The 21,032-nt window shown below is 68.8% G+C and carries 14 protein-coding genes and 1 pseudogene; 10 read left to right on the top strand and 5 right to left on the bottom strand.

Annotated elements, in window-relative coordinates:
- The first annotated feature begins 17 nt into the window (after positions 1 to 17).
- Together NP80_RS08945 and NP80_RS08940 are read left to right on the top strand one after the other, a co-directional pair.
- Positions 18 to 437: a DoxX family protein gene (locus NP80_RS08945; protein WP_006412656.1), complete on the top strand. Its 420-nt coding sequence runs from the start codon at positions 18 to 20 to the stop codon at positions 435 to 437.
- A 56-nt stretch (positions 438 to 493) separates the two neighbouring features.
- Positions 494 to 1,597 carry a porin gene (locus NP80_RS08940; RefSeq protein ID WP_006409462.1) on the top strand — a complete coding sequence of 368 codons (1,104 nt, stop codon included), beginning with the start codon at positions 494 to 496 and terminating at the stop codon, positions 1,595 to 1,597.
- Between the two features lie 119 nt (positions 1,598 to 1,716).
- Here NP80_RS08940 and NP80_RS08935 read toward each other — a convergent pair whose 3' ends face one another.
- Entirely contained in the window at positions 1,717 to 3,030 is a 1,314-nt protein-coding gene (locus NP80_RS08935) for an MFS transporter (protein ID WP_006409459.1), read from the bottom strand.
- Positions 3,031 to 3,071: 41 nt separating this feature from the next.
- Positions 3,072 to 4,256, bottom strand: a complete 1,185-nt coding sequence (locus NP80_RS08930; protein WP_006403395.1) for a M20 aminoacylase family protein — start codon at positions 4,254 to 4,256, stop codon at positions 3,072 to 3,074.
- Between the two features lie 180 nt (positions 4,257 to 4,436).
- On the opposite strand from NP80_RS08930, the gene NP80_RS08925 reads away from it, so the two are divergent.
- Together NP80_RS08925 and ppnP are read left to right on the top strand one after the other, a co-directional pair.
- Positions 4,437 to 5,339, top strand: coding sequence for a LysR substrate-binding domain-containing protein (locus NP80_RS08925; RefSeq protein ID WP_006403396.1), 903 nt, complete (start codon positions 4,437 to 4,439; stop codon positions 5,337 to 5,339).
- Positions 5,340 to 5,472: 133 nt separating this feature from the next.
- Positions 5,473 to 5,793 carry a pyrimidine/purine nucleoside phosphorylase gene (ppnP, locus tag NP80_RS08920; protein WP_006403397.1) on the top strand — a complete coding sequence of 107 codons (321 nt, stop codon included), beginning with the start codon at positions 5,473 to 5,475 and terminating at the stop codon, positions 5,791 to 5,793.
- 86 nt (positions 5,794 to 5,879) lie between these two features.
- Here ppnP and NP80_RS08915 read toward each other — a convergent pair whose 3' ends face one another.
- Positions 5,880 to 6,206 (bottom strand): hypothetical protein, encoded by a 327-nt coding sequence (locus NP80_RS08915; RefSeq protein ID WP_035946235.1) that lies wholly within the window; start codon positions 6,204 to 6,206, stop codon positions 5,880 to 5,882.
- A gap of 336 nt (positions 6,207 to 6,542) precedes the next feature.
- Here NP80_RS08915 and NP80_RS08910 point away from each other — a divergent pair, with 336 nt between their 5' ends.
- From NP80_RS08910 to NP80_RS08885, 6 genes are all read left to right on the top strand, one after another.
- On the top strand, positions 6,543 to 7,958 hold the full coding sequence (locus NP80_RS08910; protein ID WP_035488112.1) for a circularly permuted type 2 ATP-grasp protein: 1,416 nt from the start codon (positions 6,543 to 6,545) through the stop codon (positions 7,956 to 7,958).
- A 62-nt stretch (positions 7,959 to 8,020) separates the two neighbouring features.
- Positions 8,021 to 8,962 carry an alpha-E domain-containing protein gene (locus NP80_RS08905; protein ID WP_006396908.1) on the top strand — a complete coding sequence of 314 codons (942 nt, stop codon included), beginning with the start codon at positions 8,021 to 8,023 and terminating at the stop codon, positions 8,960 to 8,962.
- An 8-nt stretch (positions 8,963 to 8,970) separates the two neighbouring features.
- On the top strand, positions 8,971 to 9,960 hold the full coding sequence (locus tag NP80_RS08900) for a transglutaminase family protein (protein ID WP_006409460.1): 990 nt from the start codon (positions 8,971 to 8,973) through the stop codon (positions 9,958 to 9,960).
- 87 nt (positions 9,961 to 10,047) lie between these two features.
- Positions 10,048 to 13,488 (top strand): transglutaminase family protein, encoded by a 3,441-nt coding sequence (locus tag NP80_RS08895; protein WP_006409458.1) that lies wholly within the window; start codon positions 10,048 to 10,050, stop codon positions 13,486 to 13,488.
- Positions 13,489 to 13,675: 187 nt separating this feature from the next.
- Entirely contained in the window at positions 13,676 to 16,282 is a 2,607-nt protein-coding gene (locus tag NP80_RS08890; protein WP_045593382.1) for a circularly permuted type 2 ATP-grasp protein, read from the top strand.
- On the top strand, positions 16,276 to 17,295 hold the full coding sequence (locus tag NP80_RS08885; protein ID WP_006409564.1) for a transglutaminase family protein: 1,020 nt from the start codon (positions 16,276 to 16,278) through the stop codon (positions 17,293 to 17,295). The genes NP80_RS08890 and NP80_RS08885 overlap by 7 nt, the downstream gene beginning before the upstream one ends.
- A gap of 400 nt (positions 17,296 to 17,695) precedes the next feature.
- On the opposite strand, the pseudogene NP80_RS08880 reads toward NP80_RS08885, so the two are convergent.
- Together NP80_RS08880 and NP80_RS08875 are read right to left on the bottom strand one after the other, a co-directional pair.
- Positions 17,696 to 20,179: pseudogene (locus NP80_RS08880) on the bottom strand (xanthine dehydrogenase family protein molybdopterin-binding subunit).
- 21 nt (positions 20,180 to 20,200) lie between these two features.
- A complete protein-coding gene (locus tag NP80_RS08875; RefSeq protein WP_006409563.1) occupies positions 20,201 to 20,659 on the bottom strand; it encodes a (2Fe-2S)-binding protein in 459 nt (152 codons plus the stop codon).
- Positions 20,660 to 21,032: the final 373 nt, after the last annotated feature.

The raw sequence follows: 21,032 nt of genomic DNA, 5'->3' as shown, positions 1-21,032 counted from the left end.
TTTCGCTGATCAATACCATGACACCGAACCAACCGTTTCTCGCGTCTCAGCGCGATGTGCTGCTGCTGCTTGCCCGTATCCTGCTCGTGATCCTGTTCGTGATGTTCGGCTGGAAGAAGATCGTCGACTTCTCCGGCACGATCGCATTCATGGGCACCGAGGGCGCGCCTGCGCCGATCGTGTCCGCCGCGATCGCGGTCGTGATGGAACTCGTCGTCGGGATCGCGATCCTGGTCGGCTTCCAGACGCGGCCGCTCGCGCTGCTGCTTGCGCTGTACACGATCGGCACCGCGCTCATCGGCCACCGCTACTGGACGATGACGGGCGGCGAGCAGATCAACAACATGATTCATTTCTACAAGAACATCGCGATCTCGGGCGGCTTGCTCGCGCTGTGCGCGGCGGGGCCCGGTCGGTTTTCGATCGATCGCGGATGACCGGGCGCGCGCATGGGGCGCGCGTCGGACGGTCGAGACTCCGAGGGGGCATCACTTTGCGACTCACATACTTCGCATCGCTGATCGCGGCCGTCGCACCGGCGGTGGCGATCGCGCAGACCAGCGTGACGCTGTACGGCCGTATCGACGGCGGCGTCGAATACCTGAACCACATCGCGACGCCGAACGGCAGCGCGACGCGCTGGAGCGCCGAAGGCGGCGACTGGGGTACCAGCATGTTCGGGCTGAAGGGCGTCGAGGATCTCGGCGGCGGGATGTCGACCGTGTTCAACCTCGAGACCGCGTTCCAGGTAATGAACGGCCGCACCGGTGGCGGCCGCCTCTGGTCGCGGCGCGCGTACGTCGGGCTGAAGAGCGACACGTGGGGCCAGCTGCAGGCCGGCCGCAACCTGTTCATCGACAGCGACGGCGTGTGGGAATTCGATCCGTTCGTGCAGCAGGCGTTTTCATCGGCGTCGCTCGTGCGCGGCCGCAACTGGCAGCAGACGAGCAACAACATCGAGTATCACAGCCCGGTGATCGGCGGGTTCGACTTGCAGGCGCAGTACGCGTTCGGCAACCAGTCGCGCGGCTTCAACTACGGCGCGGCCGACGATTTCGGCCGCTCGGACGGGATCATGATCTCGTACCATTCGCCGGTGCTCGACGTGCGCGGCATCTACGACGAGCTGCGCGACAACAACGGCAAGTTCAGCAACATCTTCACGGCATCGCGCGAGTATTTCGTCGGCGCGAACGTCAAGATTTCGAAGTTCAAGATCCAGGGCGCCTATACGCACTACCAGGCGCCGGACAGCCCGGCCGGCGTTGCCGATCGCGCGGATCACTACTGGCTCGGCGCGACCTATGCGGCGACGCCGCAATGGGCGATGACGGCGGGCGGCTACTACGTGAAGGTCGGCGACGGCGGCGGCGATGCGTCGCACGATCCGTCCGGCCACGCGATCATGTACGTGCTCGGCACCACGTACAACCTGTCGAAGCGCACGTTCCTGTACGGGACGGTCGCGTACGTGCGCAACGGCGGCAACTCGAACTTCTCGCTGCTCGCGACGCCGCGCGATGCGTCGCCGAACACGAGCCCGATGACGGGCGAATCGCAGACGGGCGCCTACGTGGGGATGATGCATACGTTCTGAGCGGCACATGCCATAAAAGACACACGGGCCCGGCGGGCCCGTGTCCTTGGCATGGCAGCGCGGCGCACTGCGTGCCGTACGCGTCTGCGGCCGTCGTGCAGCTTTCGGGCGCCCGCTCGTCAGTCGAGCGGGTGCCCGGCCTTTTCGTCCATGCACCGCACCGCGATCAGCGTCAGCACGCCGCAGCCGATCGCATACCACGCCGGCGCGTTCGGGTTGCCGGTTGCCGCGATCAGCCAGGTGACGAAAAATTGCGCGAAGCCGCCGAAGATCGCGACGCCGACGCTGTACACGAGCGCGCCGCCCGTCGCGCGCACCGCACGCGGGAACAGTTCGCCGAGCATCGCACCGGTCGCGCCGATGTTGATCGCATGCACGACCGACAGCGCGGCGATGATCGACAGCAGCGACACGGCGCCCGGCCAGCGGTTCAGCGCGATGAAGGCCGGGTAGATCGCGAGCATCAGCGCAACGCGCGTCCACCAGACGATCCGGTTGCGGCCGACCACGTCGGACAGATAGCCGCCGATCGGCGTCGCGAGCATCAGGATCGCGCCCGCGACGCAGCCGGCCGTCATCGACAGCCAGGTCGGCAGATGCAGCACCTGCACGCCGTAGATCGCCATGTAGAACACGATGATGTAGTGGATCGACGTGCCGCCGATCGTCACGCCGAGCCCCGCGAACACCGCCTTGCCGTGATAGCGCAGCACGTCCGCGAGCGGCAGCGACGCGACTTTCTCGGCAGGCGCGTGCGCGGCCGACGGCACCTCCTCGACCGTGCGGCGCAGCCAGTAGCCGAGCGGCACGAACAGCGTGCCGATCACGAACGGCACGCGCCAGCCCCAGCTTTCGAGCTGCGCGGCGCTCAGCGTCGACGTCAGCGCGACGCCGGTCAGCGCGCCCGCGAGCGCGGCGAGCCCCTGGCTCGAGAACTGGAACGACGCGTAGAACCCGCGACGATGCTGCGGCGCCTGTTCGAGCAGCAGCGTCGTCGATGCGCCGACTTCGCCGCCCGACGCGAATCCTTGCAGCAGACGCGCAAGCACGAGCAGCAGCGGCGCCGCGATGCCGATCTGCGCGAAGGTCGGCGCGACGGCGATCATCGCGGTGCCGAGCGCCATCAGCAGCAGCGTCAGGATCATCGCTTTCTTGCGGCCGACGCGATCCGCGTACATGCCGATCACGAGCCCGCCGAGCGGCCGCGTGACGAAACCGACGCCGAAACTCGCGACCGCGAGCATGAGCTGCCCGAACGACGAATGGACCGGAAAGAACAGCTTGCCGATCAGGATCGCGAAGAAGCTGTAGACGGTGAAATCGTAGAACTCGAGCGCGTTGCCGACGGCGGCCGCCGCGATCAGGCGGCGCTTTTTCGCGGCGGTCGGTGCATCGGCCGGCGTACCGGCGAACGAAAGGGTAGACGTTTCCATGGGATTTCCCGATAAGCGCACAGCGGCGTGAGAACAGGCCGTCAGGCCGCGAGCCAGCCTTCGGCGACGCGCACCCAGTAGCTCGCGCCGATCGCCAGGATGTCGTCGTTGAAGTCGTAGCCGGGGTTGTGCACCATGCAGCCGCCCTTGCTGCCGATCCCGTTGCCGATGAACGCATAGCAGCCGGGCCGCGCTTCGAGCATGAACGCGAAGTCCTCGCTGCCCATCAGCGGCGGCGCGTCGATCTGCACGCGATCGTCGCCGAGCATGCCGCGCGCGATGTCGGCCGCGAAGGCCGTGGGCTCCGCATGATTGACGAGCACCGGATACCCGTAGTCGTAGTCGACGTCGGCCGTCACGCCGAAGCTCTCGGCCTGGCCCTTCACGAGCGCTTCGATGCGGCGCGCGAGCAGCGCGCGCACGTCGGCGTCGAGCGCGCGCACCGACAGCTTCATCACGACCGTTTCCGGAATCACGTTGAAGGTCTCGCCGGCCTGCACGCTGCCGACCGTGATCACCGCCGCGTGCTGCGCATCGACTTCGCGTGCGACGATGGTCTGCAGCGCGACCATGATGCTGCCTGCCGCCGACATCGGATCGCGCGCGTAGTGCGGCATCGCGCCGTGACCGCCGACGCCGCGCAGCGTGATCGTCACGCGGTCGGCCGACGCCATCGTCGCGCCGCTGCGGAACGCCATGTCGCCGGCCGCGCGGCCCGGCATGTTGTGGATCGCGAAGATCGCATCGCACGGGAAGCGGTCGAACAGCCCGTCGTCCATCATCGCCTTCGCGCCGCCGAAGTTTTCCTCGGCCGGCTGGAAGATCAGGTTCAGCGTGCCGGAGAAGCGGCGCGTGGCCGCGAGGTGGCGCGCCGCGCACAGCAGCATCGCGGTATGGCCGTCGTGGCCGCATGCATGCATCTTGTTCGCGTGACGGCTCGCATACGGCAGCCCGGTCGCTTCGGCGAGCGGCAGCGCGTCCATGTCGGCGCGCAGGCCGACCGTGCGGGCACCCTGGCCTTCGCGCAGCACGCCGACCACGCCGGTCTTGCCGATCCCGCGATGCACCTCGTAGCCCCAGCCGGCGAGCAGCTCGGCGACGAGATCGCTCGTCAGCGTTTCTTCGAAGGCGAGTTCGGGATGGGCGTGGATGCGGCGCCGCACGTCGATGAGTTCGGGCGCGATCGCGGCGATGCCGGGGATGACGGGGTTCACGGCTGCGGGCATGGTGTCTCCGGTGGGGCGGGTGAGGCGTTTGATGCGCTTATGACCCGCAAGCATATAAATTTCTTTTGCGTACCAGAAGCTGATAAATTGCTTCGGTGCTTACCGCCGGTTGCCGCCGGGAATACCCTGACGCGGCGCGGCCGGACAGCTTCGGGTTTCCACGAATCGCGCATTGCCGCCATGAAATATCACCAGTTGAAAGCGTTCGTCACCGTCGCGGAAGAGGGCAGCATTCGCGCGGCCGCGCGCCGGCTGAACGTGTCGCCGGCCGCGCTGACGAAGGCCGTGAAGGAGCTGGAGATCGCGCTCGGCGTGTCGCTCGTCGTGCGCACCGCGCGCGGCGTGCAGCTCACCGCATTCGGTCAGCAGCTGCAGGTGCGCGCGCGGCTGATCGTCGCCGAGATGCAGCGCGCACGCGACGACATCGAACAGGCGCAAGGCGCGATGACGGGCTCGGTCGCCGCGGCGATCACGCCGGCCGCGGCGGTCACGATCCTGCCCGACGCGTTTCGCGCGTTTCGCCGGCGCTTTCCGGTCGCGCGCGTGAGTTTCGTCGAAGGATTTCCGGGCGTCGCGCTGCCGCGGCTGCACGACGGCTCGCTCGATTTCGCGGTGGCCGTCGTCGTGCCCGAACTGCTCGCGGCCGAATTCGATCACGCCGAGCTGTACGCGAGCCGTTCGCTGATCGTCGCGCGCAAGGAGCATCCGCTCGCGTCGGCGACGTCGCTCGCCGATCTCGTCGACGCCGACTGGCTGATGAACCCGTCGCCGGAAAGCTCGACGCAGGTGCTGTTCAATTCGTTCGTCGCGTACGGGCTGCCGGTGCCGACGCGCGTCGTCGAATGTCCGAGCTTCGGTCTCGCGCACAGCCTGATGACGGGCGCCGATCTGCTCGCGTCGATGCCCGAGCAGCTGCTCGAGGTCGAATGGGCGCGCGACCGGCTCGCGGTGCTGCCGATCCGCGAGCGTCTGCCGGCCGTGTCGGTGCAGGTGATCACGCGCCGCGACAGTCCACTGACGCCGGCCGCCGCGATGCTGCTCGACTGCCTGCGCGACTCCGCACGTCGCAAGGGGTTGCGCTAGGGCGCGACGCGTATGCGGGTTCCACGAACAGGCCGCGACCGCGAGCCGGTATCATGACGGCCGGCCTGCCGTCGCGGCCGGCCTGCGATTCATCGCCGTTCAGGCGTTTCCATTCAGCAACGAGAGACATTTCATGACCAGTGCTACCCAATTCGACGACGTGTCGGTCGTCAAACGCGCGAACGTCTATTTCGACGGCAAGTGCGTGTCGCATACCGTGCTCTTTCCGGACGGCACGCGCAAGACGCTCGGCGTGATCCTGCCGTGCGCGCTCAACTTCGGCACGGAGGCCCCCGAATTGATGGAAGTGCAGGCCGGCAAGTGCCGCGTGAAGCTCGACGGCAGCGACACATGGCAGACCTACGGCGCGGGCGAATCGTTCTCGGTGCCGGGCAAGAGCCGCTTCGACATCGAGGTGATCGAGACGCTCGATTACGTGTGCAGCTATCTGTAAGCGCGCATCGCACCGCAAAAAAAGCCCCGCCGAAGCGGGGCTCGCTGTTTGTGCAAGGACGGCGCAACGCCGTCCGGCGCCGGCCGTTACAGGCACGCGTTGATGTCGCTGGCGGCCGCTGCGTCGCCGCGCAGGCCCACCCACGTCTTCGCGCCGGCCTGCCACGACGGACGCACCATCGCGGCGGCGCCGTTCGGCGGCTGCTGACCCGGCACGTACACGTCGGTTGCGAGGCCGTTCGCGAGCACGTTCTGCGAGATCACCTGCTGCTGCGACTTGTCGGCCCACGTCTTGGCGATACAGGCCGACACGTCTTCTGCCGGCTTCTGGCTTTGTCCCACATTCTGCACGGCAGGGCCGGCTGCATGAGCAGAAATTGCCACGGTCAATGCGATGAGCGGTAAGTATTTCACGTTCGTTATCTCCCTCGAGTCGTGATTGATTGAGTGGGAAGCGCAGCGACGCTGCGTGGAAGTGAGAGTCGCCGTCGTCGGACGCGGTTCCGACAATTCCGAAACAAGTTGTTAACGCGCTTGCAAAATGCCGGCCGCGATGCACGCGCGCGTGCGCGATCGCGGCGCATCGATGCGGCGCTTCGCGGCGAACGCTGCACCGCCGTGGTGCGGCGGCATGCCCGGCGGCGCCGATGCGGCGCGAAAGCGGGGGATCCGGAAGGCACGCTCCTTGCAGGGCACTGTGTACGCCGGTCCGGCATGCGTAATGCCGGCAGAACGATGGAGAACAAGTCGATGAAACCGTTCGATGAAATGCTGCAATCCGGCGACACGGTCAGGCTGCCTTATGCGCGCCTGAAGCAATGGCTCGACACGCAGAACCCCGCGAGCCTCGCCCAGAAAGCCCACGACGCGGAAGGCGTGTTCCGCAGGACGGGCATCACGTTCGCCGTCTACGGCGACGCGGAGGCCGCCGAGCGGCTGATTCCGTTCGACATCGTTCCGCGCATCATCTCGGGCGCGGAATGGAACCGGCTGTCGCTCGGCATCGAGCAGCGCGTGATGGCGCTCAATGCGTTCCTCGACGACATCTATCACCGCCAGGAGATCGTTCGCGCGGGCATCGTGCCGAAACACCTGATCGCGCACAACGATGCGTTCCTGCCTGAGATGATCGACTTCCGGCCGCCGGGGAACGTTTATACGCACATCATCGGCGTCGACATCGTGCGCACCGGCGAGAACGACTTCTACGTGCTCGAGGACAACGCGCGCACGCCGTCCGGCGTGTCCTACATGCTGGAAAACCGCGAGACGATGATGCAGCTGTTTCCGGAGCTGTTCCAGCAGGTGAAGGTGCGCCCGGTCGAAACCTATCCGCAGATGCTGCGCCAGTCGCTGGCGGCCGTCTGTCCGCCGGGCGGCAACGCGGACAACCCGACCGTCGCCGTGCTGACGCCCGGCATCCACAATTCGGCCTACTACGAGCATTCGTTCCTCGCCGACCAGATGGGCGTGCATCTGGTCGAAGGCAGCGACCTGCAGGTGATCGACGGGCGCGTCGCGATGCGCACGACCGAGGGCTTCCAGCCGATCGACGTGCTTTATCGCCGCGTCGACGACGCGTTTCTCGATCCGCTCACGTTCCGCGCCGATTCGGTGCTCGGCGTCGCGGGGATCATGGACGTCTACCGCGCCGGCAACATCACGATCGCGAACGCGCCCGGCACCGGCATCGCCGACGACAAGGCGATCTATTCGTACATGCCGGAGATCGTCGAGTTCTACACGGGCCGCAAGGCGCTGCTGCAGAACGTGCCGACCTGGCGCTGCGGCGACGCCGACAGCCTGAAGTACGTGCTCGATCATCTCGACGAACTGGTGGTCAAGGAAGTGCACGGCTCCGGCGGCTACGGGATGCTCGTCGGGCCGTGCGCATCGAAGGCCGAACTCGATGCGTTCGCAACGAAGCTGCGCGTGCGTCCCGCGAACTACATCGCGCAGCCGACGCTCGCGCTGTCCACGACGCCGATCCTCACCGAAGCGGGGCTCGCACCGCGGCACGTCGATCTGCGCCCGTTCGTACTCGTGTCCGACCGCATCCGCATCACGCCGGGCGGGCTCACGCGCGTCGCGCTCAAGGAGGGATCGCTGGTCGTCAATTCGAGCCAGGGCGGCGGCACCAAGGACACCTGGGTGCTGGCCGACTGAGTGCGACGCACGCGCGCGCCGAACGCGCCGCGCGAATCGAACGAACACGGAGTGGACACGAGATGCTTCTGGGACGGACTGCGAGCGGCCTCTACTGGATGTACCGCTATATCGAGCGCGCGGAGAACATCGCGCGCATCGTCGATGCCGGGCTGAGGATGGCGCTCACGCGCACGTCGGACGCGCCCGCCGAATGGTCGTCGGTGCTCGTCAGCTCGGGCGCCGACCACGGCTACCGGCAGAAATACGACGCGTATGCGGCCGATACGGTGACCGACTATCTGCTGCGCGACCGCGACAACCCGTCGAGCGTGCTGTCGTGCATCGACGCCGCGCGCTCGAACGCGCGGATGGTGCGCACGGCGCTCACGCGCGAGGCGTGGGAGAGCGTGAACGGCGCGTGGCTCGCGCTGCGGCGTGCCTTCGCGCAGCCGGTGCCGGAAAGCGCGCTGCCGGCGGTGCTCGACGAGGTGAAGCGCGAAACCGCGATGATCCTCGGCAGCTTCTACAGCACGATGCTGCGCAACGAGATCTTCGACTTCGCGCAGATCGGCGCGTTCGTCGAGCGCGCGGACAACACCGCGCGAATCCTCGACGTCAAGTACCACCTGCTGCTGCCGTCGGTGTCGCACGTCGGCACGATTCTCGACAACTACCAATGGGAGACGATCCTGCGCTGCGTGGCCGCGCACCGGTCGTACCGCTGGGTGTACGACGTGCAGTACAAGCCGGTGAACATCGCCGACTACCTGATCCTGAACGGCCGCATGCCGCGTTCGCTGCGCTATTGCTACGGGCGCGTCGTGTCGAGCCTGAACCTGCTCGCGAAGGATTACGGCGTCACGCATCCGTGTCACGACACGGCGGCGAAGATTCTGCAGATGTTGTCCGACACGTCGGTCGAGCGGATCTTCAAGAGCGGGCTGCACGAATTCCTGACCGATTTCATCGGCCGCAACAACAACCTCGGCGTCGACATCGCCGAGGCATACAACTTCGACTGAGGCTTGCCATGCGACTCGCGATCCGACACATCTCGCGTTACCAGTTCGACGAGCGGGCGACGCACGCGCTGCAGCGCCTGCGGCTGCGCCCGCAATCAGGGCCCGGCCAGACGGTGCGCGCCTGGCAGGTCACGATCGACGGCGCCGAGCCGACGCTGTCCTACGCCGACGGCCTCGGCAACCGCATCGATCTCGTGCGGCACGATCGCGGCGCGAAACCGGAGATCGTCGTCGTCGCGGCCGGCGTCGTCGAGACGCAGGACCGGGCCGGCATCGTCGGCGATCCCGACGGCTATGCGCCGCCGTGGCTGTTCGAGCGCGACACCGTGCTGACGAAAGCGGGCGACGTCGTGCGCGCGCTGGCCGGCGCGCTGCCGCTCGAGCCGCGCAGCCTCGACGCACTGCACTGGTTGATGACCGCGGTGCACGAGCGCATCGCCTATGCGCGGGACGGCACCGACACGCCGGTCGATGCGGAGACCGCGCTGCAAAGCGGCGAAGGGACGAGCCGCGACCATGCGCATGCGTTCATCGCGGCCGCGCGCGCGCTGAAGATCCCGGCGCGCTTCGTCTCCGGCTATGTGCTGGCCGACGGCGCGATGCAGCGCGTCGCCGACGCGAAGCAGAACGCCGGCGGCGAACGCGAAAAGGCGCTTGCGCTGCAGATCGGCGACGGCATGCAGCAGGTGCTCGGCGCATCGCACGCCGGGCAGTCGCAGTCGCAATCGCAAGGCCCGGCGCATGCGCAGGCGGCGCTCGATGCGCGGCCGCAGCCCGTCGCGCTGATGCAACCGCCGGCCGGTCACGCGTGGGCCGAGGCGCATGTCGACGGGCTCGGCTGGGTCGGCTTCGATCCGTTCATGAACCGTTGCCCGGACGAGCGCTACGTGCGCATCGCGGTCGGGCTCGACTGCCGCGATGCGCAGCCGGTGACCGGCATCGGCGCGATCGCCGTGGGCGTCGACATCAGCGTCGCGCAGTCTCCGGAACTTGTCTGACGCACCCGCGCGTCGCCACCGCCGTGCCGCGCGCGACGCGTCGAGGCGGCGCGACGCCGGCCCGACCCAACCCCGATCCGAGCTCCCATGCCCATCCACGTCGCGCTGCACCACGCCACCCGCTATTGCTACGACCGGCTCGTCAATCTCGGCCCGCAGATCGTGCGGCTGCGTCCCGCGCCGCACTGCCGGACGCCGATCGTCGCGTATTCGATGACGGTCGAGCCCGCCCGGCACTTCATCAACTGGCAGCAGGACCCGTTCTCGAACCATCTTGCGCGGCTCGTGTTTCCCGAACGCACCGACCATTTCGACATCACGATCGATCTGGTCGCCGAGATGTCGGTGTACAACCCGTTCGACTTCTTCCTCGAAAGCAGCGCGGAGCAGTATCCGTTCAGCTATGACGAGGCGCTGAAGATCGAACTCGCGCCGTATCTCGCCTGCGATCCGCAGACGAGCGCCGCGCCGGCGTTCCGCGCGTATCTCGACGGCGTCGATCGCACGCCGGCCGGCACCGTGAATTTCCTGGTCGCGCTGAATCAGCGGCTGCAGCGCGACATCCGCTATCTCGTGCGGATGGAGCCCGGCGTGCAGACGCCCGCGCAGACGCTCGAGCTCGGCTCGGGATCGTGCCGCGACAGCGGCTGGCTGCTCGTGCAGCTGTGCCGGCATCTCGGCATCGCCGCGCGCTTCGTGTCCGGCTATCTGATCCAGCTTGCGCCCGACCAGAAGTCGCTCGACGGCCCGAGCGGCACGTCGGTCGATTTCACCGACCTGCATGCGTGGTGCGAGGTCTATCTGCCGGGCGCCGGCTGGATCGGCTTCGATCCGACGTCGGGCCTGCTCGCCGGCGAAGGGCACATTCCGCTCGCCTGTACGCCGCAGCCGACGAGCGCGGCGCCGGTCGACGGGCTGATCGACGAATGCGAGGTCGCGTTCGAACACGAGATGACCGTCACGCGCGTGTACGAATCGCCGCGCGTGACGAAGCCGTATTCCGACGCGCAGTGGCAGGCGGTGCGCGCGCTCGGCACGCAGGTCGACGGCGCGCTCGCGGCCGGCGACGTGCGGCTCACGCAGGGCGGCGAGCCGACCTTCGTGTCGATCGACGACCGCGACGGCGCCGAATGGAACACCGACGCGCTGGGGCCGACCAAGCGCGGCTATGCGACGGCGCTCGTGCAGCGGCTGCGCGCCGAATACGGCCGCGGCGGCTTTCTGCATGTCGGGCAGGGCAAGTGGTATCCGGGCGAGCAGCTGCCGCGCTGGGCGATGTCGATCTTCTGGCGCGCGGACGGCGAGCCTGTGTGGGACGACCCGTCGTTGTTCGCGGACGAACGCGAGCCGTCCGCGCTGAGCACCGCCGACGCGAAGCGCTTCATCGACACGCTCGCGGCACGGCTCGGGCTGAGCGGCGAGTTCATCCGGCCCGGCTACGAAGACGTCTGGTATTACCTGTGGCGCGAACGCCGGCTGCCCGTCAACGTCGATCCGTTCGATTCGCGCGTCGACGACGAGCTCGAACGGGCGCGGCTACGCAAGGTGTTCGACCAGCGGCTCGACAGCGTCGTCGGCTACGTGCTGCCGATCCGGCGCGCGGACGGCCCGCCGCCGCTCGACGGTCCGCGCTGGCAGACCGGCCCGTGGTTCTTCCGCGACGAGCGCATGTATCTGGTGCCGGGCGATTCGCCGATGGGCTACCGGCTGCCGCTCGATTCGCTGCCGTGGGTGGCGGCCGGCGACTATCCGCATCTGTACGAACGCGATCCGTTCGCGCCGGCCGAGGCATTGCCCGATGCCGCCGCATTGCGCGCGCGCTATGGCGGCCCGGCCGCGTCGGCCGATGCGGGCGCCGCGCCGCGCTACGTGCCCGGTGTGCATCGCGAAGCGCCGGCGCAGACGGTGATGCAGTGGCTCGACGACGGCAAGCGCGACGACGCGCAGGACGCGCAGGACGCGCACGACACCCACGCATCGCGCTACCCCGACCGCTTCGAATCGGCCGCGTGGGTCACGCGCACCGCGCTCTGCGCGCAAGTGCGCGACGGCATCCTGTATCTGTTCATGCCGCCGCTCGCCGCGCTCGACGACTACCTGCACCTGCTCGCGGCAATCGAGGCGACCGCGCAGGCGCTCGGCGTGAAGCTCGTGCTCGAAGGCTATCCGCCGCCGCGCGACGCGCGGCTGAAGATGCTGCAGGTGACGCCCGATCCCGGCGTGATCGAGGTGAACGTTCATCCGGCCGCGAATTTCGACGACCTCGTCGCGCAGACCGAATTCCTGTACGACGCCGCGTGGCAGTCGCGGCTTTCGAGCGAGAAATTCATGGTCGACGGCCGCCACGTCGGCACCGGCGGCGGCAACCACGTCGTGCTCGGCGGCGCGACGCCGGCCGACAGCCCGTTCCTGCGCCGCCCGGATCTGCTCGCGAGCCTGATCGCGTACTGGCTCAACCATCCGTCGCTGTCGTATCTGTTTTCCGGGCTTTTCATCGGGCCGACGAGCCAGGCGCCGCGCGTCGACGAAGCGCGCAACGATCAGCTCTACGAGCTCGACATCGCGTTCGCGGCGATCCGGCGTCACGTGCAGGGCGGCGAGCCGACGCCGCCCTGGCTCGTCGATCGCGTGCTGCGCAACCTGCTGATCGACGTGACCGGCAACACGCACCGCAGCGAGTTCTGCATCGACAAGCTGTATTCGCCCGATTCGTCGACGGGCCGGCTCGGCCTGCTCGAACTGCGCGCGTTCGAGATGCCGCCGCATGCGCGGATGAGCATCGTGCAGCAACTGCTGCTGCGCGCGCTGATCGCCCGCTTCTGGGCCGCGCCGTATACGACGCCGCTCACGCGCTGGGGCACCGCGCTGCACGATCGCTTCATGCTGCCCGCCTTCGTGAAGATGGACTTCGACGACGTGCTGAACGAACTGCGCGACAGCGGCTTCGCGTTCGACGCCGCGTGGTTCGCGCCGCACTTCGAATTCCGCTTCCCGCTGTTCGGCCAGATCGCCGTAAACGGGATGCAGCTGACGCTGCGCGGCGCGCTCGAGCCGTGGCACGTGATGGGCGAGGAGGGCGCGGTGGGCGGCACCGTCCGCTATGTCGATTCGTCGGTCGAGCGGCTCGAAGTGCGCGTGACGGGGCTGAACGACAACCGGCACGTCGTGACCGTCAACGGCCGCGCGCTGCCGCTGCAGCCGACCGGCACGGCCGGCGAATATGTCGCGGGCGTGCGCTACAAGGCGTGGTCGCCGCCGTCGGCGCTGCACCCGACGCTCGGCGTCGATGCGCCGCTGACGTTCGACGTCGTCGATACGTGGCTGCAGCGCTCGCTCGGCGGCTGCCGGTATCACGTCGCGCATCCGGGCGGGCGCAATTACGCGACGTTTCCGGTCAATGCCTACGAAGCCGAAAGCCGCCGGCTCGCGCGTTTCGTCGCGATGGGACACACGCCGGGGCGGATGGACGTCGCGGCGGCCGCGCCGAGCCGCGAATTCCCGTTCACGCTCGACTTGCGCCGGCCCTGAGCGGCCGATGAGGGAACCGACGACGATGCACGGCTTTCGACCTCGCGGCGCACGGGCCGCAGTGCTAGGATGCGGGCAGGCTGCGGCCGCCCGCCGCTTGCCGATCCGGGCACGCACGCGCGCGCCTGCCCGCTGACGACGGAACGACACCGTGTCGCCCATTCACCCCGACGCTCTCGCCGACGCGATGCCCACGCTCTTCGATACCGGCGCACACCCGGATGCGGCCGAGCTGGCCGCCGCGCTCGCCGCGCCGGCCGCCGCCGGCCGCTACGACGAACTGCGCGGCAGCGTGGCGGGCCTCCATGCGCCCGCGCTCGCGCCGGCGTGGCGCAGCTTCTTCACCGCGATAGGCAGCGACGGCGTTGCCGATCTGGACCGCCGCGCGGACGCACTGCAGCGGCGCATGCGCGAGAACGGCCTGTTCTATCAGCTGCACGAACAGCGCGCCGGCGACGGCGCGGCCGGCCCGTGGTCGCTCGACCTGCTGCCGATGATCGTCACGCCCGAGGACTGGGTCGCGATCGAGCGCGGCGTGCTGCAGCGCGTGCGGCTGCTCAACGCGACGATGGCCGACCTCTACGGCCCGCAGACGATCCTCGCGCGCGGCCTGCTGCCGCCCGCGCTCGTCACCGGACATCCCGGCTATCTGCGCGCGATGCGCGGCGCGCGCGTGCCGGGCGATACCTGGCTGCACGTCGTCGCCTTCGATCTCGCGCGCGGGCCGGACGGCCAGTGGCGGATGGTCGCGCAGCACACGCAGGGCGCGGCCGGCCTCGGCTATCTGCTCGAAAACCGGTTGATCGTGTCGCGGCTCTTTCCGCGCGGCTTTCGCGGGCTGCGCGTGCAGCGGCTCGCGTCCGCGTACCGGTCGCTGCTGCAGAGCCTGCAGGCGCTCAGCCCGGCGCGGCGCAATTCGCGCATCGTCCTGCTGACGCCGGGGCCGCACAGCGCGACCTATTTCGAGCATGCGTACCTCGCGCGCTACCTCGGCCTCACGCTCGTCGAAGGCGGCGACCTCACCGCGCGCGACAACCGCGTGTTCCTGAAGACGCTGCGCGGGCTCGAGCCCGTGCACGGCATCCTGCGGCGCGTCGACGACGCGTGGCTCGATCCGCTCGAGCTGCGCCCCGATTCGCTGCTCGGCGTGCCGGGGCTGCTGCAGGCCGTGCGCGCGGGCAACGTGCTGCTGGCGAATGCGCCGGGTTCCGGCTTTCTCGAATCGCCGGGCATGCTCGGCTTCATGCCGCGTCTGGCGGAAGCCGTGCTTGGCGAGACGCTCACGCTGCCGGCCGTGCATTCGTGGTGGTGCGGCGAAGCGGCCGCGTGCGACGACGCGTTGCCGCAGCTCGCGCGCAGCATCGTACGGCCGTCGTATCCGGCCGACGGCGCGTCGGCCGGCGTGCAGGAACCGGTGATCGGCGCGCGGCTCACGCAGGCGCAGCTTGCCGAATGGCGCGCGCGGATTCTCGCGCGGCCCGAGCAATACACGGTGCAGGCCGACTTGCCGCTGTCGCAGGCGCCGACGTGGCGCACGCACGGCGCGCCGGACGGCAACGGCAGCGCGCGCATCGTGCCGAAGCCGCTGCTGCTGCGCGTGTTCGCGCTCGCCGATGGCGCGCAGCGTTGGCGATTGCTGCCGGGCGGGCTGTCGCGCGTCGGCACGCGCGACGCGCTGTTCAATGCGCCGATGCCGCGCGGCGGCAGCACCGTCGATACGTGGGTGATGACCGAGGGCATCGTCGATTCGACGACGCTGCTGCAGACGCGTCTCGGCCCCGACGATCTCGTCGAACGGCCGCGCGCGATCGCGAGCCGGGCGGCCGAGAACCTGTTCTGGCTCGGCCGCTACACCGAACGCGCGACCAACCTGATGCGGCTCGCGCGCGCGGCGCTCGAGCGGCTGCGCGGCGAAGACGATGTCGAGAGCCCCGCGCACCTCGAGCTGATCGACGCGCTGTGCCGCGACACGGGGCTCGTCGCGGCCGATGCGCCGAATGCCGTCGATGCGCCGGGCGCGTTTCAGCACGCGCTCGCGACGTCGCTCACGCGCGGTGCAGATCGCACGTCGGGGATCGCGGCCTGCCTGTTCGGGATGCGCGGCGCGGCCGCCGCGATTCGCGAGCGGTTGTCGAGCGACCAGTGGCGGCTGATCGACGACGCGACGCAACTGTTCGCGGACAGCGCCGATCATCCGGAAGCCGAAGAGCAGATCGGCAACGAAGCGCTGCAGCTGCTCGAGCGCCTCGGCCTGCTGCTCGGCGCGATCACCGGCGCGCAGACCGACAACATGACGCGCGACGACGGCTGGCGGCTGCTGTCGATCGGCCGGCAGATCGACCGCCTCGACTTTCTGTGCAGTGTGCTGCGCTTCGCGTTCGACGGCGGCGCCGTGCATCGTCAGGACGGCTTCGAGCTCGTGCTCGAACTGTTCGACAGCACGATCACGTTCCGCTCGCGGTTCCAGCGCGGTTTCGACGTCGCGCCGCTGCTGTCGCTCGTCGTGCTCGACACCGACAACCCGCGTTCGCTCGGCTGGGTCGTGCAGGCGCTGCGCGGCCGGCTGACGAAGGTCGAGCGCAGCGAGGGCTATGCGTTGTCCGAACTGGCCGAAACGATTCCGGACGTCGCCGCATGGTCGCTGCACGAGCTCTGCGAGACCGGCGACGACGGCCGGCACGAGGCGCTGCTCGCCGCGCTCGATGCGACGGCGAAGGCCGTGTGGGAACTGTCGAACCGCATCGGCGAGCGCTATTTCAGCCACGTGCGCGAGGCGGGCAGAGCGCTATGGTGACGTCGAAACACACAACGAAGACGCCGGCCGGAGCGGTCGACGCGACGCCGCCCGCCACGGCGGATGCCGCGCCGGGCCGGCTGCTGCGCGTCACGCACGATACCGAATACCGTTATGCGGCGCGCGTCGAATCGGCGCAGCATCAGGCGCGGCTGCAGCCGCTCGCGACGCCGCGCCAGCAGCTGCTGTCGTTCTCGCTCGACATCGAGCCCGCGCCCGAATCGATCGGCACCGAGATCGATGCGTTCGGCAACGCGCGTGCGTCGTTTGCGCTGAATCAGCCGCACGATGCGCTGTTCGTGCGCAGCCGCAGCACCGTGCGCGTGAGCGCGCCCGCCTGGTCGAAGGGCGCGCGCGGGAAGCCGCCGCAGGCTATCGCGCATCCCGCCGCCGCGCATGCGACCGCCTGGGAAGCCGTGCGCGAGCGCCTGCAGTTTCGCGCGGGGCAGCCGTACGATGCGGCGAGCGAGTTCGTGTTCGCGTCGCCGCACGTGCCGTGCGATCCGGCGCTCGCCGCGTATGCGGCCGCGAGCTTCACGCCCGGTCGGCCGCTCGTTCAGGCCGCATGGGATCTGATGCGGCGCATTCACGCCGACTTCGCGTACACGCCGAACAGCACCGACATCACGACGACCGCGCTCGATGCATTGCGGCTGCGTAAAGGCGTGTGCCAGGATTTCGCGCACGTGATGATCGGCGCGCTGCGCTCGCTGGGGCTCGCCGCGCGCTACGTCAGCGGCTATCTGCTGACGCAGCCGCCGCCCGGGCAACCGCGCCTGATCGGCGCGGACGCGTCGCATGCATGGGCCGCCGTGTACGACCCGGCGTGGCCCGAAGACGGCGGCTGGCTGCAGCTCGATCCGACCAACGATCGCGCGCCCGGCGACGACTACGTGATGCTGTCGATCGGCCGCGACTATGCGGACGTGGCGCCGCTGCGCGGCGTGATTCGCGGGGGCGGGGCGGGGCAGGAGCTGAAGGTCGCCGTGACGGTCGAGCCGCTGGACGATTGAGCGTGTCGTGTCGATCGGCGCGGCGATGATGGCGTGGGGCGCGGCGTGGGCGGTGGAGCGAGGGCGCTAGCCGATAAGGCGCGGATTCTTTCGCACCGTTGCGCGTGTGAGTTCCGCCACGCGTTCCGTTCGCGTTCGGTTCACGTTCCGGTCGCAAACGAATGAACGGGCGCCTGTTTTTCGTCGCGATGCCGGCGCGCCGGGCGCGGCATCGGTAGGTGAGCCAGCCTGCGTCGTGCCGTGTCGTCTCGTCTCGTCTCGTCGACGTGCGTATCGACCGGCCCGAAGGGTACGCCACGATCGGCAAGGGCGGCGCACCGTCGCCGCTCGAGAACCTCGCGACGAACCTGCCGCGCCCGGTATGCGCCACCACCGGCAGGTCCGTCTCGCCGCTTGCCCGTTACGTGACCGTCCCCTTCTTCAGCGCATCGATACACGGAATCCCGGCACGCCGCTTGGGCCGCAGGAATTTCGGCACCGCGCTCGGCTGCCCGACACCGGCCTGGCTGTGATTGACCTTCGGCGTGAGCGCCGCCGACTTCGCCTTGCGCGGAAGCCGGCAGCCGCCGGCCGGCAGGTCGGCGTACGGATCGTCCTCAGCCGCGGCCGGCAGCGTCGGCGCCGTCGAGGCGACCAGCATCGGCGCGAACGGCAGCGCGCGCATCCGCTGGCCGGTCAGCGCGAACGCGCCGTTGGCGACCGCCGGCGCGATCGGCGGCACGCCGGCTTCGCTCAAGCCGGTCGGATGCGCGTCGGACGGCACGAAGAACACGTCGACCGGCGCCGCTTCCTGCATCCGCACCGGCGGGTAGTCGACGAAGCTGGCGTTGCGGACGGCGCCGTGGTCGACGTCGATCGCGAAACCGGGCTTCGTCGTCGCGAGGCCGAACAGCGCACCGCCCTGAATCTGCGCTTCCGCGCCGGTCGGATTCACGATGCGCCCGGCATACACGCCGGCCGTCACGCGATGCACGCGCGGCTGCTGCGCCTGAATCGACACCTCGGTCACGTAGGCGACGACCGTACCGGCCGTTTCGTGCATCGCGACGCCCCACGCATGCCCGGCCGGCAGCGTGCGCGTCCCGTAACCCGACTTGTCGACGGCGAGCGCGAGCGCCTCGCGATGGCGCGCATGCTCGGGACCGGACAGCCGCGCCATCCGGTACGCGACCGGGTCCTGATGCGCCGCGTGCGCGAGCTCGTCGACGAGCGTTTCCATCACGAAGGCCGTATGCGTATGGCCGCCCGAGCGCCAGGACTGGACCGGGACGTCGACGTCGGGCTGATGAACCGATAGCTGCATCGGGAAGCCGTACGGGTTGTTGGCGACGCCGTCGGTCAGATCGGGATCGGTGCCGCCTTTGCGCATCGTCGCGGGCGCGAGCGGCGAACCCTTCAGCACCGACTGGCCGACGACGACATGCTGCCAGTCGCGCACGCCGCCGCTGCCGTCGACGCCGATGTCGACGCGATGCAGCACCATCGGGCGGTAGTAGCCGCCGCGCAGGTCGTCCTCGCGCGTCCAGATCGTCTTGACGGGGCCGAGATGACCGGCCGCCAGATACGCGGCCGCTACGTGCGCCGCTTCGACCACGTAGTCGGAGGTCGGCGTCGAGCGCCGCCCGTAGTCGCCGCCCGACGTCAGCGTGAAGATCTGCACTTTCTCCGGGGCGACGGCGAGCGCCTTCGCCACCGCCGCGCGATCGGTCGTCTGCATCGCCGAGCCGCCCCAGATCTTGATTCCGCAAGCGCAGCTCGCCGGCCCGACGTCGACCGTGCAGCTGAGCGGTTCCATCGGCGCGTGGGCGAGATAGGGAAATTCGTAGTCGGTGCGGATGCGCGTCGCCGCGGCCGGCGCGGTGCCGGCATCGGCCGTGCGCACGACGGTGCCCGGCGTGCCGGCGAGCTGCTTGTAGGCCTGCATCTGTTCGGCGGACGACACGGTCGAGCCGGCGTCCTTCCACGTGACCTGCAGCGCATCGCGGCCGAGCTTGGCCGGCCAGTAGCCGTTCGCGATCACGGCGACGCCCGTGCCGCCGCGCGCGGTCGGAATCTCGACGACTTCGACGACACCCTTGACGGCCCGTGCCGCCGCCGCCTTGTAGCTCGCGACCTGTCCGCCGAAACGCGGCGGACGCGCGACGACGGCCACCATCATGTCCGGCAGGCGCCAGTCCATTCCGTACTTCAGCGAGCCGTCGAGCATCGCGCGCGCATCCACGCGCGGCGTCGGCTTGCCGATCAGGCGGAACTAGTCGGGCGACTTCAGCGTCACGTGCTGCGGCACCGGCATCGCCATTGCGTCCGGCGCCAGCTCGCCGTAGGTCGCGCGATGATTGCCCGACGTCACGACGCCGTTCGCGGTGCGGCAGGTGGCCGGATCGACGTTCCAGCGCTGCGCGGCCGCCGCGACCAGCATCGCGCGCGCGGACGCGCCGAGCTCGCGGTATTGCGTAAACGAATGATTGACCGACGTGGACCCTCCGGTCATCTGGATACCGGTCACCGGATCCTTGTACGGCTCGCCGGCCGGCGCGAGGACCGTGCGCACGTTGGGCCAGTCGGCGTCGAGTTCGTCGGCCAACGCCATCGGCAGCGCGGTGCTGACGCCCTGGCCGGCCTCGGTCCGGTTCACGGCGACGGTCACCGTGTTGTCCGGCGCGATGATCAGGAATGCTTGCGGTGGCGAACTCCGCAGCACGGCGCCGGCTTCGGCGCGCGCACGCAGCGGCGGGATACCGAGCGCGAGACAGCCGCTCGCCGCCATCGTGAGTTTCAGGAAGCCGCGCCGGCCCGGCATCGGCGCCGCGGCGCCGGTTGCAGGAGAAGCCTCGGCGTGGACGACGTCGCTAAGCGCCGGACGCCCGGCAGTGCCAATACGCATGATCGCTATCTCCCGGCAGGCTCAGGCGAGTGCCCGTGCCGCATCGTGAATCGCGGCGCGGATGCGCTGGTAGGTGGCGCAACGGCACAGATTGCCGGCCATCGCGCTGTCGATATCGGCATCGCTCGGCGCCTTGTTGCTGCGCAGCAGGCCGGCCGCACTCATCATCTGGCCGCTCTGGCAGTAGCCGCATTGCGCGACGTCGTGCCGAAGCCACGCATCGAGGACGGCCTTGCCGACCGCATCGTCGGCCAGGTGCTCGGAGGTCGTGATGCGCGCGCTGCCCACTGACGACAGCGCCAGCGTGCAGCTGTGCACCGGCCGGCCGTCGACGTGCACGGTACATGCGCCGCAGTCGCCCGTCCCGCAGCCGAACTTGGTGCCCGTCAGCCCGAGGTTGTCGCGCAGCACCCAGAGCACCGGCGTCGACGGATCGGCGTCGACTTCCGCCCGCCGGTTATTGATGTTCAACGTCACCATCGTGAAATTCTCCCTTGGACACGTCGTTATCGTTCGCGAGACGAAAATCGTAATGCGTCGGATGTGATGTAAATCGATTAAAGCAGATTAAGCAAAAGGCCGGCGTCCGGGAATTCGATTTTTTTGCCTTTTTTAACGATCGGCGGCGCGTAGTTACGGCATTAGATTTACATCGAGCATACAAGTGATTACATCGCACGGAAAGATTGTTGAGTTTTGACAAAATGCTTTCCAGTTCGTGGAAAACGTTTGCGACTCGGGCCTATATTTGACTCGCGATCAACACGGGAGGCGCGCGGCTCAAGCGGCATTCATTAATGAATCGACATGCGGAACGGCTGAAGTTCGCTTGTTTCACTGCTGAACTCAGTGT

This window comes from Burkholderia multivorans ATCC BAA-247, from assembly GCF_000959525.1.
GTDB lineage: Bacteria > Pseudomonadota > Gammaproteobacteria > Burkholderiales > Burkholderiaceae > Burkholderia > Burkholderia multivorans.
The sequence above is the reverse complement of the archived record's forward strand: the minus strand, read 5'-3'. Positions and strand labels throughout refer to the sequence as shown.

What these genes read in the sequence shown, in the direction of transcription:
- NP80_RS08890 (WP_045593382.1), top strand. Translation starts at nt 13,676, where the DNA reads ATGCCCACGCTCTTCGATACCGGCGCACACCCGGATGCGGCCGAGCTG.
- NP80_RS08885 (WP_006409564.1), top strand. Translation starts at nt 16,276, where the DNA reads ATGGTGACGTCGAAACACACAACGAAGACGCCGGCCGGAGCGGTCGAC.
- NP80_RS08905 (WP_006396908.1), top strand. Translation starts at nt 8,021, where the DNA reads ATGCTTCTGGGACGGACTGCGAGCGGCCTCTACTGGATGTACCGCTAT.
- NP80_RS08935 (WP_006409459.1), bottom strand. Translation starts at nt 3,030, where the DNA reads ATGGAAACGTCTACCCTTTCGTTCGCCGGTACGCCGGCCGATGCACCG.
- NP80_RS08910 (WP_035488112.1), top strand. Translation starts at nt 6,543, where the DNA reads ATGAAACCGTTCGATGAAATGCTGCAATCCGGCGACACGGTCAGGCTG.
- NP80_RS08930 (WP_006403395.1), bottom strand. Translation starts at nt 4,256, where the DNA reads ATGCCCGCAGCCGTGAACCCCGTCATCCCCGGCATCGCCGCGATCGCG.
- NP80_RS08875 (WP_006409563.1), bottom strand. Translation starts at nt 20,659, where the DNA reads ATGGTGACGTTGAACATCAATAACCGGCGGGCGGAAGTCGACGCCGAT.
- NP80_RS08895 (WP_006409458.1), top strand. Translation starts at nt 10,048, where the DNA reads ATGCCCATCCACGTCGCGCTGCACCACGCCACCCGCTATTGCTACGAC.
- NP80_RS08925 (WP_006403396.1), top strand. Translation starts at nt 4,437, where the DNA reads ATGAAATATCACCAGTTGAAAGCGTTCGTCACCGTCGCGGAAGAGGGC.
- NP80_RS08900 (WP_006409460.1), top strand. Translation starts at nt 8,971, where the DNA reads ATGCGACTCGCGATCCGACACATCTCGCGTTACCAGTTCGACGAGCGG.
- NP80_RS08945 (WP_006412656.1), top strand. Translation starts at nt 18, where the DNA reads ATGACACCGAACCAACCGTTTCTCGCGTCTCAGCGCGATGTGCTGCTG.
- ppnP (WP_006403397.1), top strand. Translation starts at nt 5,473, where the DNA reads ATGACCAGTGCTACCCAATTCGACGACGTGTCGGTCGTCAAACGCGCG.